The organism is Pantoea sp. App145 (assembly GCF_047947045.1).
Taxonomy (GTDB): domain Bacteria; phylum Pseudomonadota; class Gammaproteobacteria; order Enterobacterales; family Enterobacteriaceae; genus Pantoea.
On record NZ_CP133290.1, the window covers coordinates 2,962,224 to 2,975,929 of the forward strand.

The 13,706-nt window shown below is 55.4% G+C and carries 13 protein-coding genes; 3 read left to right on the top strand and 10 right to left on the bottom strand.

Translation table 11 applies throughout. The features are described from left to right. The first annotated feature begins 272 nt into the window (after positions 1 to 272). A complete protein-coding gene (emrD, locus tag RCF31_RS13545; protein WP_416411170.1) occupies positions 273 to 1,469 on the top strand; it encodes a multidrug efflux MFS transporter EmrD in 1,197 nt (398 codons plus the stop codon). On the opposite strand, the gene glpX is transcribed toward emrD, so the two are convergent. The 3 genes from glpX to RCF31_RS13560 form a co-directional block, all read right to left on the bottom strand. After that, entirely contained in the window at positions 1,459 to 2,469 is a 1,011-nt protein-coding gene (gene glpX, locus RCF31_RS13550) for a class II fructose-bisphosphatase (RefSeq protein ID WP_313681821.1), read from the bottom strand. The genes emrD and glpX overlap by 11 nt on opposite strands. A gap of 95 nt (positions 2,470 to 2,564) precedes the next feature. Further along, the gene (glpK, locus tag RCF31_RS13555; RefSeq protein ID WP_299448488.1) at positions 2,565 to 4,079 is read right to left on the bottom strand and encodes a glycerol kinase GlpK; all 1,515 of its coding nucleotides are present in this window, start codon (positions 4,077 to 4,079) and stop codon (positions 2,565 to 2,567) included. A gap of 30 nt (positions 4,080 to 4,109) precedes the next feature. Beyond that, a complete protein-coding gene (locus tag RCF31_RS13560; protein WP_299448486.1) occupies positions 4,110 to 4,958 on the bottom strand; it encodes an MIP/aquaporin family protein in 849 nt (282 codons plus the stop codon). 432 nt (positions 4,959 to 5,390) lie between these two features. Between RCF31_RS13560 and zapB the strand changes: the two genes are divergently transcribed. Next, complete coding sequence (gene zapB / locus RCF31_RS13565; RefSeq protein WP_208716896.1) at positions 5,391 to 5,630, top strand: cell division protein ZapB; 240 nt, start codon at positions 5,391 to 5,393, stop codon at positions 5,628 to 5,630. 57 nt (positions 5,631 to 5,687) lie between these two features. On the opposite strand, the gene rraA is transcribed toward zapB, so the two are convergent. The 6 genes from rraA to priA all read right to left on the bottom strand — a co-directional run bounded on the left by rraA (position 5,688) and on the right by priA (position 12,797). Further along, positions 5,688 to 6,173: a ribonuclease E activity regulator RraA gene (gene rraA / locus RCF31_RS13570; RefSeq protein WP_084877871.1), complete on the bottom strand. Its 486-nt coding sequence runs from the start codon at positions 6,171 to 6,173 to the stop codon at positions 5,688 to 5,690. Between the two features lie 153 nt (positions 6,174 to 6,326). After that, positions 6,327 to 7,658 carry an HslU--HslV peptidase ATPase subunit gene (hslU, locus tag RCF31_RS13575; protein ID WP_299448479.1) on the bottom strand — a complete coding sequence of 444 codons (1,332 nt, stop codon included), beginning with the start codon at positions 7,656 to 7,658 and terminating at the stop codon, positions 6,327 to 6,329. Positions 7,659 to 7,669: 11 nt separating this feature from the next. Further along, complete coding sequence (hslV, locus tag RCF31_RS13580; protein WP_084877866.1) at positions 7,670 to 8,200, bottom strand: ATP-dependent protease subunit HslV; 531 nt, start codon at positions 8,198 to 8,200, stop codon at positions 7,670 to 7,672. Positions 8,201 to 8,339: 139 nt separating this feature from the next. Further along, positions 8,340 to 9,245 (bottom strand): cell division protein FtsN, encoded by a 906-nt coding sequence (gene ftsN / locus RCF31_RS13585; RefSeq protein ID WP_416411171.1) that lies wholly within the window; start codon positions 9,243 to 9,245, stop codon positions 8,340 to 8,342. Positions 9,246 to 9,392: 147 nt separating this feature from the next. After that, positions 9,393 to 10,397 carry a DNA-binding transcriptional regulator CytR gene (gene cytR, locus RCF31_RS13590; protein ID WP_416413261.1) on the bottom strand — a complete coding sequence of 335 codons (1,005 nt, stop codon included), beginning with the start codon at positions 10,395 to 10,397 and terminating at the stop codon, positions 9,393 to 9,395. Positions 10,398 to 10,598: 201 nt separating this feature from the next. Continuing rightward, entirely contained in the window at positions 10,599 to 12,797 is a 2,199-nt protein-coding gene (gene priA / locus RCF31_RS13595) for a primosomal protein N' (protein ID WP_416411172.1), read from the bottom strand. Between the two features lie 214 nt (positions 12,798 to 13,011). Between priA and rpmE the strand changes: the two genes are divergently transcribed. Beyond that, positions 13,012 to 13,227: a 50S ribosomal protein L31 gene (rpmE, locus tag RCF31_RS13600; protein WP_084877857.1), complete on the top strand. Its 216-nt coding sequence runs from the start codon at positions 13,012 to 13,014 to the stop codon at positions 13,225 to 13,227. Between the two features lie 78 nt (positions 13,228 to 13,305). On the opposite strand, the gene metJ is transcribed toward rpmE, so the two are convergent. Further along, on the bottom strand, positions 13,306 to 13,623 hold the full coding sequence (gene metJ / locus RCF31_RS13605; RefSeq protein WP_013510984.1) for a met regulon transcriptional regulator MetJ: 318 nt from the start codon (positions 13,621 to 13,623) through the stop codon (positions 13,306 to 13,308). Between the last annotated feature and the right edge of the window lie 83 nt (positions 13,624 to 13,706).

Sequence of the window (13,706 nt, forward strand, 5' to 3'; positions counted from 1 at the left end):
GATTTTTCAGGCATGTCACTATCTTCGCCAGCCGCCGGGAAGATTTCCAGTCCCTGGCTGGGTAAATGGCTCTCAGCGACAAATGCAGCGCACTTTGCTTCAACTGTAGCGGGTGCTTTACAGGCTGGTGTCACAGCTTGACGAAGTCAGGCTAATTGCTTTGGTCCCACCCCTCGCTTTGTCATCGAATCCTGATATTTTTGCCGCCATTCATAACAGGCAGCTTTTTTACTGCTGTCTTTACTTTATTTCTCAGACAGACATTTTGTTCCATGTTGATATCTAAAACGGAAAATCGCCGCTTATTGTTGATGTTGATCGTGCTGGTGGCCGTCGGGCAGATGGCGCAAACCATCTATGTACCCGCGATGGCAGCCATGGCTGATGCTTTTAACGTGCACAGCGGGGCCATACAACAGGTCATGGCAGGCTATCTGATCACTTACGGCGGATCACAACTGATCTATGGCCCACTCTCCGATAGCATCGGGCGGCGGCCGGTGATCCTTGCTGGAATGACGATCTTTGCCTGCGGTGCCCTGATCGCGCTATTTGCTCCTTCGCTGCACATTCTGATATTAGGTAGTGCTGTCCAGGGGCTGGGTACGGGCGTGGCTGGGGTGATGGCCCGAACTATGCCGCGCGATCTTCACCAGGGGACGGCGTTGCGTCAGGCCAATAGCCTGTTAAATATGGGCATTCTGGTTAGCCCGTTGCTGGCGCCGGTTATCGGAGCCTTACTGACGCAGCTGTTTGGCTGGCATGCCTGTTTTGCCTTTTTGCTGCTGCTGTGTCTTGGCGTGACAGTGGCAATGGCGCGCTGGCTGCCAGAAACCAGACCCGCCGAAACAGCGGCGACGCCCTTTCTGCGGCGCTATGCCACCTTACTCAGCGATGGCCACTTTGTCCGTTATTTGTTACTGCTGATTGGCGCGCTGGCGGGCATTGCGGTATTTGAAGCCAGCTGTGGCGTGCTGCTGGGTGGCGTGCTGGGACTGGATGGTTTGACGGTCAGCATCCTGTTTATCCTGCCGATTCCGGCCGCCTTTTTCGGTGCCTGGTTTGCCGGACGCGAACAAAAATCCTGGCACACGTTGATGTGGTACGGCGTGAACAGCTGCCTGCTGGCGGGATTGATGATGTGGGTACCGGCGTGGTTTGGCGTGATGAATATCTGGACGCTTCTGGCGCCTGCGGCGCTGTTTTTCTTCGGTGCGGGGATGTTGTTTCCGCTGGCGACGTCCGGCGCGATGGAGCCCTACGCGTGGCTGGCAGGTAGCGCCGGAGCGCTGATTGGCGGCTTACAGAATCTGGGTTCTGGCCTGGTGGCGTGGCTTTCGGCGATGATGCCGCAGCGTGATCAGTTCAGCCTCGGCATGTTGATGTTTGCCACCGCGCTGGTGATGCTGCTGTGCTGGTGGCCGCTCTCACGCCATCCCGAGAGCGGCAGGCAGACGGTTACAGGATAAACGGGTGCAGCGCCGCATCTTTACGATCCAGATAGTGGATCGACTGAATGCGGCGAATGGTGCGCGATTTACCGCGAATCAGCAGTGTTTCGCTGGTCGCGATATTCCCTTTACGCGTGATGCCTTTAAGTAAGTCGCCGGTGGTGATGCCAGTGGCAGCAAAAATTACGTTATCGTTGCGCGCCATCTGCTCCAGCGTCAGCACCTTACCTGCTTCAATCCCCATTTCGGCACAGCGTTGTAATTCCTGTTCGCCAAGGCGGCGATTTTCTTCGCTGTCACCTTTCACCTGGTGACGCGGCAGCAGGCGTGCCTGCATGTCGCCATCCAGCGCGCGAATCACCGCCGCAGAGACCACCCCTTCCGGCGCACCGCCAATTCCGTACAGCACATCCACTTCACTGTCGGGCATGCAGGTGAGAATGGATGCCGCAACATCACCATCCGGAAAGGTAAAGACTCGCACACCGAGTTGTTGTAGTTGCGCAATCACCGCATCGTGACGCGGCTTTGCCAGAATGGACACCGTCAGCTGGCTGAGTGATTTGCCCAAGGCTGTCGCGATGTTTGTCAGGTTGGTTTCCAGTGGCAGATTGAGGTCGATAGCGCCATGCGCGCCTGGACCAACAATCAATTTTTCCATGTACATATCAGGTGCGTGCAGGAAACTGCCTTTATCGCCCACCGCCAACACCGCCAGCGCATTGGCCTGGCCTAACGCAGTCATGCGCGTGCCTTCAATCGGATCAACGGCGATATCGACCGCATCGCCCTGGCCGGTCCCCACCTTTTCACCAATGTAGAGCATTGGCGCTTCGTCGATTTCTCCTTCACCGATCACTATCTGACCATTGATATCGATGGTGTTCAGCATAATACGCATGGCGTTGACGGCAGCGCCGTCGGCAGCATTCTTGTCGCCGCGTCCTAACCAGTGATAGCCCGCCAGCGCGGCGGCTTCGGTAACGCGGGAAAATTCAATCGCGAGTTCTCGTTTCATGGTCTGCACCTGACAAAAAACAGGCGGGCAGTGTAGCACAGCGGGGTAAAGCGGCGGGAAAAACCCGCGGCAGGGTGCCGCGGGTTGCAGGGGGATTACTCGTCGTGTTCTTCCCAGGCCTGAGCGCGAGCGACAGCTTTTTTCCAGCCCGCATAGCGGACGTTACGCTCGGTGGTTTCAATGCTTGGGCGGAATTCGCGTTCAATTACCGCTTTGGAGCGGACTTCTTCCAGATCATTCCAGAAACCGACAGCCAGGCCGGCCAGATATGCTGCACCCAGCGCGGTGACTTCGCGCACTTCCGGGCGTTCAACACGGGTGCCCAGAATGTCGGACTGGAACTGCATCAGGAAGTTGTTAGCCACGGCACCACCATCCACGCGCAGAGATTGCAGGCGGGTGTTGGCATCATTTTGCATCGCTTCCAGCACATCACGCGTCTGGAAGGCAATCGACTCCAGCGTGGCGCGAATCAGATGGTTGCCGTTAACACCACGCGTCAGGCCAAAGATCGCACCACGTGCATACGGGTCCCAATACGGGGCACCGAGGCCGGTGAAGGCGGGCACCATATACACGCCGTTGCTGTCTTTCACTTTCTGCGCGAAGTATTCAGAGTCAGCAGCATCGCTGAACAGCTTCATCTCGTCACGCAGCCACTGAATGGCCGCACCACCGATGAACACCGCACCTTCCAGTGCATAGTTCACCTCGCCACGTGGGCCGCAGGCGATGGTGGTCAGCAGACCATGAGTGGAGGTCACAGCTTCGGTACCGGTGTTCATCAGCATAAAGCAGCCAGTACCATAGGTGTTTTTCGCCATCCCCGGCTGCACACACAGCTGGCCATAAAGCGCTGCCTGCTGGTCACCAGCAATCCCGGCAATCGGAATACGCGTACCGCCTTTACCACCAATGTTGGTCTGGCCGTAGATTTCAGACGAGCCTTTCACTTCCGGCAACATTTCACGCGGAATGTCGAGGATTTCGAGCATACGCTCATCCCACTTCAGCTCGTGAATGTTATACATCATGGTACGTGAGGCGTTGGTGTGGTCGGTGATATGCACACGGCCCTGGGTCATTTTCCACACCAGCCAGGTATCCACGGTGCCGAACAGCAGCTCGCCACGTTTGGCACGTTCGCGCGCACCTTCGACGTTATCGAGGATCCACTTCACTTTGGTGCCGGAGAAGTACGGGTTAATCACCAGACCGGTGGTGTGCTGGATATACTCTTCCAGGCCTTCTTTCTTCAGCTTGTTACAGTAATCCGCAGTACGCGGGTCCTGCCAGACGATGGCGTTATAAACCGGGTTGCCAGTCTCTTTATCCCAGACGATGGCGGTTTCACGCTGGTTAGTGATACCAATCGCGGCGATTTCGTCAGAACGGATGTTGGCATGGGCCAGCACTTCAACCAGCGTCGAACTTTGTGACGCCCAAATGTCCATTGGGTCATGTTCAACCCAGCCCGCTTTCGGGTAGATCTGGGTGAATTCACGCTGCGAGACAGCGACGATATTGGCGTCATGGTCCAGAATCACAGCACGAGAACTGGTTGTGCCCTGGTCGAGCGCGACGATGTATTTTTTATCTGTCGTAGTCATATGATTTTCCTGATGATCTAAAAGTGAAACTTACGCTTTACGCTGCTCAGCGCGCGCGACCTGATTTTCTGTCTTGCTGGTTACTGCGACGTTAACTGGCAGGTGACGGCCAATCAGTGCGCGGTAACCGAAAGCTCCGAGGCAGGCACCAACCAGCGGGCCAAAAATCGGAACCAGGAAGTAAGGGATATCTTTGCCACCGGTGAAGGCGACGTTGCCCCAGCCTGCCAGCCATGCGAACACCTTCGGACCGAAGTCACGAGCCGGGTTCAGGGCAAAGCCAGTCAGCGGACCCATAGAGCCACCGATCACCGCCACCAGCAGACCAATCAACAGCGGTGCCAGCGGACCACGCGGCACACCGTTGCCATCATCGGTCAGCGCCATGATGAGAGACATCAATACCGCCGTAATCACCATTTCAACCAGGAATGCCTGACCTACACTGATATGGGGATTCGGATAGGTAGAGAAGATACCTGCCAGCTGGAGGCTATCCACGCTGCCGCGTACCATCTGATGACTTTGTTCGAAATCGAAGAACAAATTGTAGTAAAGGCCGTAGACCAGCGCCGCCGCACAGAACGCACCTGCAACCTGCGCCACAATGTAAGGCAGCACTTTACGACCTTCAAAGTTGGCAAACAGGCAAAGCGCCACGGTTACCGCCGGATTGAGATGAGCGCCTGAAACGCCAGCACTCAGATAAACCGCCATGGAGACAGCTAAACCCCAGATAATACAAATTTCCCATTGGCCGAAGCTGGCTCCGGCAAGTTTCAGTGCAGCAACACAGCCCGCGCCGAAAAAGATAATCAAACCGGTACCAAGAAACTCGGCGATGCACTGACCTGTTAGTGTGTTCGTTGTCTGGCTCATAATGGCATTCCTGAAGCGAGGTTAAATTTTATCAGTTGTTGTTCTCAATCCGTTGAGTCACCCAGCGCTCTTGTAGGGCTGCTGTAAATTTATCGTTAACGAGCATAAACGAGAAATAGCGAAATTGAATTCTGTGTGGTCTGTCATAAAAATGCGCGTTTTCGCGTCTTTTGCGTTTTTTTAAGCGCTATTACCCCCGGTTGTGAATCAGAAATTTCCCGCCAATATGGATAAATACGCTCAATGGGACGTAATTTTTTAGGCATTGACTGAAAAGTGTTACAGACTCCCTTTGCAGGCCTTGCGCCGCTGGACTTGCCGGGGCGCGCTACATACAATCGGGACATCGTTGCTGGCCGCGTCATGGACGGGCGCGCGTTGCGTCGGGTCGGCACCATCAACGCCTTGCAAGATTTAGGAGAGGTCAGAAAGATGTCATTTGAAGTGTTCGAAAAACTGGAAGCGAAAGTACAGCAGGCGATTGATACCATCACCCTGCTGCAGATGGAAATCGAAGAGCTGAAAGAGCAGAACAATACGCTGAAGAATGAAGTTCAGCAGTCTTCCGGTAACCAGGATGCGCTGGTGCGTGAAAACCAACAGCTGAAAGAAGAACAGCATGTGTGGCAGGATCGGCTGCGCGCCCTGCTGGGAAAAATGGAAGAAGTCTAAGCGTACTTTGAACGCTGACAACAACGGGTGCCGCGGCACCCGTTTTCGTCTCTGGGATTACTCGATATCGAGTGCGTCTTCCGACAGGATGATCCCGGTATTGTCAGCGTAGAGATGGTCGCCGGAAAAGAAGGTCACGCCACCAAAATTGACGCGCACATCGCTCTCACCAATCCCTTCCCCGGCAGCACCGGCTGGAATGGCTGCAATCGCCTGAATGCCAAGCTCCAGCTCCTCCAGTTCGTCAACCTGACGTACCGATCCGTACACCACAATGCCTTCCCACTCGTTTTGCACCGCCAGACGTGCCAGCTGCGCATCCACCAGTGCACGGCGCACAGAACCACCGCCATCAACCAGTAAAACACGACCCCGGCCATTTTCTTCCAGCAGGTCATACAGCAGGCCGTTGTCTTCAAAACATTTCACTGTGGTTATCTGACCACCGAATGAGGTGCGTCCACCAAAGTTCGAAAAAAGCGGTTCAACAACATTCACTTCTTCATGGTAGATGTCGCAGAGTTCAGATGTATCGTATTTCATAGGGATGTCGTCTGTTTGCCACAGGAGCGGTAAGTATATCGCTATCTGGCAAGTGTTGGCAAAATCATCACCCTATAAAAAAAGCGCTGCATCAATATCCTGCGCAAAAAAATGCCCGGCACAGTGGCCGGGCATTGTTGTTGTGGCAGTGGCTTACAGGATAAAGCGGCTGAGGTCTTCGTCGGCCACCAACTGATCCAGATGCTTGCCGACATACTCCGCGTCGATGATGATCGATTCACCATCAAGATCGCTGGCGGCGTAGGAGATATCTTCCATCAGACGTTCCAGCACCGTATGCAAACGACGTGCACCGATATTCTCAGTGGTTTCGTTCACCTGCCATGCCGCTTCGGCAATGCGGCGAATACCGTCTTCAGTGAAATCAACGTTCACGCCTTCGGTTGCCATCAGCGCCTTGTACTGCACGGTGACAGAGGCATTTGGCTCAGTCAGGATGCGCTCAAAGTCGTTCACCGTCAGCGCCTGAAGTTCCACACGAATCGGCAGACGACCCTGCAATTCCGGAATCAGGTCCGACGGGCTGGCGACCTGGAACGCACCGGAAGCGATAAACAGGATGTGATCGGTTTTCACCATGCCGTGTTTGGTGGAGACGGTACAACCTTCCACCAGCGGCAGCAGGTCGCGCTGTACGCCTTCACGCGAGACATCCGGGCCGGATGACTGGCCGCGTTTACAGATTTTGTCGATCTCATCGATAAACACGATGCCATGTTGTTCAACTGCTTCGATGGCGTCCTGCTTCAGTTCTTCCGGGTTCACCAGCTTGGCGGCTTCTTCTTCAATCAGCAGCTTCATGGCGTCTTTGATTTTCAGCTTGCGCGGCTTCTGCTTCTGTCCACCCAGATTCTGGAACATGGACTGCAGCTGGCTGGTCATCTCTTCCATGCCCGGCGGGGCCATAATTTCCACGCCCATCGGTGCGGCAGCCAGATCGATTTCGATCTCTTTGTCGTCCAGCTGACCTTCACGCAGTTTTTTGCGGAAAGACTGGCGAGCGGCAGAAGGCTCGGCGGTATGCTCTGGCTGGCCCCAGTTATTTTTTGCTGGCGGGATGAGTGCATCGAGAATGCGGTCTTCTGCCATCTCTTCAGCACGGTATTTATTTTTCTCAATCGCCTGAATACGCACCATTTTCACGGCAGCGTCGGTCAGATCGCGAATGATGGAGTCCACTTCTTTGCCGACGTAACCGACTTCGGTGAATTTGGTGGCTTCCACTTTGATGAACGGCGCATGCGCCAGTTTTGCCAGACGACGGGCAATCTCGGTTTTACCGACACCGGTCGGACCGATCATCAGGATGTTTTTCGGGGTGACTTCATGGCGCAGCTCTTCGTCAAGCTGCATACGACGCCAGCGGTTACGCAGCGCAATGGCCACAGCACGTTTCGCACCATCCTGGCCAATGATAAAGCGATTCAGTTCGCTGACAATCTCGCGGGGAGTCATCTCAGACATGATTCAGATCCTTACGCCTTAGAGGGTAATTCTTCAAAGTTAACATTATGGTTGGTGTAGATGCAGATATCGCCAGCGATATTCAGCGCTTTAGCCACGATATCTTTCGCACCTAAATCAGTATTTTCCAGCAGGGCGCGTGCCGCTGCCTGGGCGTAAGGTCCACCCGAACCGATAGCAATCAGATCGTTTTCCGGCTGGATAACGTCACCGTTGCCGCTGATGATCAGTGAAGCGGATTCGTCCGCCACCGCCAGCAGGGCTTCGAGGCGACGTAGCATACGATCGGTACGCCAGTCTTTAGCCAGCTCGACGGCAGCTTTCACCAAATGCCCCTGGTGCATTTCCAGCTTGCGCTCGAACAGTTCGAAGAGGGTGAAGGCATCTGCAGTGCCGCCAGCGAAACCGGCGATGACTTTGTCGTTATAAAGACGACGCACTTTTTTAACGTTGCCTTTCATTACGGTATTGCCGAGAGTAGCCTGGCCATCACCGCCAATCACTACCTGGCCGTTGCGTCGTACACTTACTATTGTTGTCACGGGCAGACCCCTTGTTGCAGTAGAAAAGGACTCCGCGCACCTGGCGCGGAGTATCATGCAAACTGATATGGGGTAGTAATCAGGAGTTTCAACCCCGATTCACCCGTCATATTACGGGGCTCGGGGGAACTCAGATTATTCAGGGGATAGCGAGGGGAATACAGCTTCCGTGGCCGGAACTGTGCAAGCGTTTCACCGTGCTGTCAGCGCTGCTGCGATCCTTGAAGGGGCCAATGACTACACGATTCCAGCCGCCACCGGTGGTAATCCGGCTTTCAAAGCCTTCGAAGGCAAGTGCCGCTCGTGCGGACTCCGCCTGGTCAGTTCCCTTAAACGAACCACACTGCACCATCCAGCGCTGCGACGATGCCTTCTCAACTGGCTTCGCTTTCACGGTTTCCTGTGGCCGGGTCTGCTGCTCGGGCTCACGCGTAATGGGAGCTGGCTGCTGCTGTGTCTGACGGGTGACCGGTTGCTGCTGCATCTGCTGATGTTGTGGCTGCTGTTGCTGGACCTGCTGTTGACGCTGCACCTGCTGTTGTTGCACCTGCTGCTGGCGCTGCAATTGTTGCTGCTGACGTTGCAGGGTTTGCTGGCGCTGTGCCGGAGTTTGTTCATTCCACGGCACTTCATTCAGCTGAGTAGGCTGCTGGCGCATATCCGCCTGCATCTGTTCCAGTAGCTGGCGTTGTTCATCGGTCAGCTGCGTTTGTGACTGAATGCCGCCACCGGCAGAAGGTTCCGTGGGTGTGGGCACGGTCAGCTGGCGGTTTTCCAGCTCTTTGATGTACTTCCAGCGCTCTTCCGGTTTCGGCGGCAGCCCATTACCCGCCGCTTTGTGATCCGGCATCACTGGCGTCTCTTCTTTCTTATGATGGGAGATGAACCATAAGCCACCGGCAAAGGTGACCAGTACGGCCGCAGCCAGTACGATCATCAGTTTGGAGGTGCCAGAACCGCCTTTGCTTTTCTTGCTGCGGCCTGTGCTTTTTTTGCGACGCGTCCCTGTTGAACGCCCGCGGCCTACGTAATCTCTTTGTGCCACTCTCGTTCTGATACCCTTCAAAAAAATGCGGGCCTGTAAATATGCTGTTAATAGCCCGGCAAGGAATTCGCCATGTTACTCAAGGGCCGGAAGTTTGACCAGCGGAGTCTGCCTTCAGAATCCGCTGAAAATGCGGTGCAAAGGTGGTCATTTTTCACGTTTTGCAGCGGGGGCCGTGCTTCCACGCACGCGTAGTTCCGCATCCAGCAGGCGTGAACCGTTATTGACGCGTTTCCCCTGCAACTCATCAAGCAGCAGTAGCATCGCCTCTCGACCGATATCAAACCGTGGCTGGGCGACGGTGGTCAGCGGTGGATCGTAATATTGCGCCAGTTCGATGTCGTCGAAACCTACCACCGAAAGGTCCTGTGGAATCCGCATACCCAGTTTGCGGGCCTGATTCATGGCACCCAGCGCCATCAGGTCGCTATGACAAAACAGCGCTTTCGGTGGATTGGGCAGGCTCATCAGTTGCTTTAACGCGTTGGCTCCGGCTTCGAAGGTAAAATCGCCATGCACAATCAGCGTGGGATCGACCGGCAGGCTGCTACGGCGCAGCGCCTGAATGTAGCCCTGCAAACGATACTGGCACAGCGGGATATGTTCGGGGCCGGTAATACAGGCGATCTGACGATGACCGAGTTGCAGCAAATGGTTCACCGCTTCAAATGCGGCAGTCAGGTTATCGATGTGTACTGTGGGTAACGCCATCTCCGGCGCGAATTCATTCCCCATCACCATCGGTGGCAAGTTGCGCTGATCCTCTACACCGGCCTCAAAGGGCAGCTGTGAACCGAGCAACACCATGCCGTCGATCTGGCGTGTCAGCATCAGATTGAGAAAGGTTTTTTCCTGCTGATTCTGATGCGCGCAATCGCCAATCAACACCAGATAACCTTCCTGGGCGGCAGTCACTTCTATGCCGCGGATGATTTCGCTGAAAAAAGGGTCACAGATGTCGGGCACAATCACCAGAATGGTTTGCGTCTCGCCACGTTTGGCATTGCGTGCCAGGCCGTGTGGTGAGTAACCGACGGCAATCACTGCCTGTTCCACTTTCTGCCGGGTGGCAGCCGAGACTTTTTCCGGATTCATCAGCGCACGAGAAACCGTGGCAGTCGAAACACCGGCTTTCTCTGCCACATCTTTCATCGTGGCGGCGGATGAGGATTGCTTCTGGTCCAACGTTTTACTCCTGACGCAGTTCGGCGCATTGAATGTCTGTCGAAAGCCGGGCATCTGCCGGGTCGGGCACTATTGTTAACCGAACCCCGGTTGGTGTTGTTACTTAATTTGCATAAAAATTGTGACTTGTGCGACTTTTTTCGATCCGGCTCGCAGATGTGGCGCACGTTAGCTCTCGGTCGGGTCGATATCCAGCGTCCATTTGACCTTACGCGCAGCGGGTAGCGTGGTAACCAGAGGTAGCGAGCTGCTCAGCAATTGTTGCAGACGTTTACGTGATGGATGTTGCAGCAGCAGCTGCCAACGCCAGCGTCCACTGCGCTTGGGTTGCAGCGCCGGAACAGGCCCCATCAGCCAGAGCGCCTGATCTTTCAGCGGACTGGCTTCCAGTAAGTTTCTTAACTGGCTGAGAAATTCGGCTGCCTGCTGATTATCCATATCTTCCGCGCGAAACAGCGCGTGACTGGTCCAGGGCGGCAGATGGACCGACTGACGCTCCAGCAACGCCTGCTCGGCAAACGCGAAATAACCGCGATGCAACAGGGTTTGCAGTAGCGGATGCTCGGGATGGTGCGTCTGCAACAACACTTCGCCTTGCTTGCCCGCACGGCCCGCGCGCCCGGCGACCTGAGTATAGAGCTGGGCGAAACGCTCGGCGGCACGGAAATCAGCCGAAAACAGCGCGCCATCGACATCTAATAATGAAACCAATGTGACATCGGGGAAATGGTGACCTTTTGCCAGCATCTGCGTTCCCACCAGAATGCGCGCCCCGCCGCGATGCACATCCGCCAGATGCTGCTCCAGCGCGCCTTTACGGCTGGTGGTATCGCGGTCGATACGTGAGACCGGCACCCCGGGGAAGAGGGTGCCGAGCTGTTGCTCCAGCTGCTCCGTGCCGACACCGACCGGCATCAGGTGGGTAGAACCACATTGCGGACACTGATGGGGCAAGGGGCGCTGGCTATCGCAATGATGGCAGCGTAGCTGACGATGATGCTGGTGCAGGGTGTAATAACGATCGCAGCGCTGACACTCGGCCAGCCAGCCGCAGTCATGGCACATCAGGGCTGGCGAAAAACCGCGTCGGTTAAGGAACAGCAGTACCTGATTATTCGCCTGTAAATGCTGACGCATTTTGCCCAGCAGCGCGGGTGCCAGTCCGCCTTTCAACTGTTGTCCTTTGAGATCAACCAATTGCTGCAGTGCAGGTTTGGCATTACCGGCGCGTTTGGTGAGATTGAGCTGGCGATATTTGCCATTGCGCACATTGTGCAGCGTTTCCAGTGCCGGAGTGGCGGAACCCATGACAATCGGAATATCTTCCTCATGGGCGCGAAACACCGCCAGATCGCGCGCCTGATAACGCCAGCCTTCCTGCTGTTTGTAGGAGCTGTCGTGTTCTTCATCAATAATGATCACCCCGGGACGCGCCAGCGGGGTAAACAGCGCCGAACGGGTGCCAATCACAATCGCGGTTTCGCCACTGCGTGCGCGCAGCCAGACGGCGAGGCGCTCGCTGTCATTGAGCGCCGAGTGCAGCACATCTATCGGTGCATGGAAGCGTTCACGAAAGCGGGCAATGGTTTGTGGCGTCAGACCGATTTCCGGCACCAGTACCAGCGCCTGTTTTCCTCGCGCCAGCACATTTTCCAGCACGCTGAGATAGACCTCGGTTTTGCCCGAACCGGTGATACCGGCCAGCAGCCAGGCGGCGTAGCGATCGTCTTCGCTGCGAATGGCACCCACCGCCATCGCCTGATCGGTATTAAGGCGTAGTCTTTCACCTTTAACGGCGAAAGTGTCGCGCCAGTCATGTACCTGCGCAGCGTGTTCACGCAAATCACACAAGCCTTTGGCGCGTAACGCCTGCAAAGCGGCATCGGTGAGATCATGGTCGCTGACCTGATGACGATAAAGTGGCTGTTGCCGCAGTGCGGCCAGCGCCTGCTGCTGCTTGCGCGCGCGCTTCAGGCTCTCTAACGCCACTTCGCGTCCGGCATCATTAATTACCCATTGCCATAGCGGTGCTTCCTGGGCGGGTTTGCCCTGACGCAACAATACCGGTATGGCATGGTTCAGCACTTCACCCAGCGGTGAATGATAATACTGAGCCGCCCACTGTAAAATGCGCCATAACGCGGGAGAATAAAGGCTGCTGCTATCGAGTATCTCATCGATCTGCTTCAGCTGTGCCAGCGGCAAATCGCTGGTTTCACGCACTCCGATGACGATGCCCACCATTTTGCGGTTACCAAACGGCACGCTGACGCGCACGCCTGTGACCGGCTGCGGCGCATCGGCAGGCAGCAGGTAGTCAAACAGGCGAGGCAGCGGGACGGGCAGGGCAACCTGAACAACGGGCATGACAATCTCTATCCGGTTCTGTAATAAGGAGAAGTAGTGTACACGCTGGCGCGGCAAGCGGATATCTTGCCAAAAGCGGTCATTTTCTGTATACTGCGCGCCGCCTTTGATGAGAAACGCTCGTCAAAGCATACACATATTGTTCAACCGCGTGTGGTGCTGTGCAGGTTTAACCTGGCACGGAGAGCGACACGGCCTTTTATGAGGTTCTCCCATGAAACAAGGTATTCACCCGAAATACGAAGCAGTGACCATCACTTGCTCTTGCGGTAACGTGATCCACACTCGCTCTACCATGAGCCACGACCTGAACCTGGACGTGTGCGGCAACTGCCACCCGTTCTACACTGGTAAGCAGCGTGTTGTTGACACCGGTGGCCGTGTTGATCGCTTCAACAAGCGTTTCAGCCTGCCGACCAGCAAGAAATAAGATTATTTGTCGTCGGCTCTTACGAGAGTCGGCTACAAGAAAAAACCCAGCTTCGGCTGGGTTTTTTTGTTTCTGGCTTCAGTATTCCCAGGTATCGGGATTGATGCCCATCTCACGCATGATCTTCTTCGCTTCTTCCGGGATCTCATCACTACGTTCTTTACGCAGATCAACGTCGTCCGGCAGGGGCTGACCGGTGAAAGCATGCAGGAAGGCTTCGCACAGCAGCTCACTGTTAGTGGCATGACGCAGGTTGTTCACCTGACGGCGGGTACGCTCGTCCGTTAAAATCTTCAGCACTTTCAGCGGAATAGAAACCGTAATCTTTTTGACCTGCTCGCTCTTCTTACCGTGCTCAGCGTAAGGGCTGATATATTCGCCGTTCCATTCAGCCATGGGTTACCTTAATCAATAAAAGTGGAAAGTGGGGAAATCCGTTGATTATGCCCGATTTTTTGGTGCCTGACCCCTGAAAATGC

Bases quoted from the DNA above. Each gene is read 5' to 3' on its own strand.
- emrD (WP_416411170.1), top strand. From the start codon at position 273: ATGTTGATATCTAAAACGGAAAATCGCCGCTTATTGTTGATGTTGATC.
- glpX (WP_313681821.1), bottom strand. From the start codon at position 2,469: ATGAAACGAGAACTCGCGATTGAATTTTCCCGCGTTACCGAAGCCGCC.
- glpK (WP_299448488.1), bottom strand. From the start codon at position 4,079: ATGACTACGACAGATAAAAAATACATCGTCGCGCTCGACCAGGGCACA.
- RCF31_RS13560 (WP_299448486.1), bottom strand. From the start codon at position 4,958: ATGAGCCAGACAACGAACACACTAACAGGTCAGTGCATCGCCGAGTTT.
- zapB (WP_208716896.1), top strand. From the start codon at position 5,391: ATGTCATTTGAAGTGTTCGAAAAACTGGAAGCGAAAGTACAGCAGGCG.
- rraA (WP_084877871.1), bottom strand. From the start codon at position 6,173: ATGAAATACGATACATCTGAACTCTGCGACATCTACCATGAAGAAGTG.
- hslU (WP_299448479.1), bottom strand. From the start codon at position 7,658: ATGTCTGAGATGACTCCCCGCGAGATTGTCAGCGAACTGAATCGCTTT.
- cytR (WP_416413261.1), bottom strand. From the start codon at position 10,397: ATGAAAGATGTGGCAGAGAAAGCCGGTGTTTCGACTGCCACGGTTTCT.
- priA (WP_416411172.1), bottom strand. From the start codon at position 12,797: ATGCCCGTTGTTCAGGTTGCCCTGCCCGTCCCGCTGCCTCGCCTGTTT.
- rpmE (WP_084877857.1), top strand. From the start codon at position 13,012: ATGAAACAAGGTATTCACCCGAAATACGAAGCAGTGACCATCACTTGC.
- metJ (WP_013510984.1), bottom strand. From the start codon at position 13,623: ATGGCTGAATGGAACGGCGAATATATCAGCCCTTACGCTGAGCACGGT.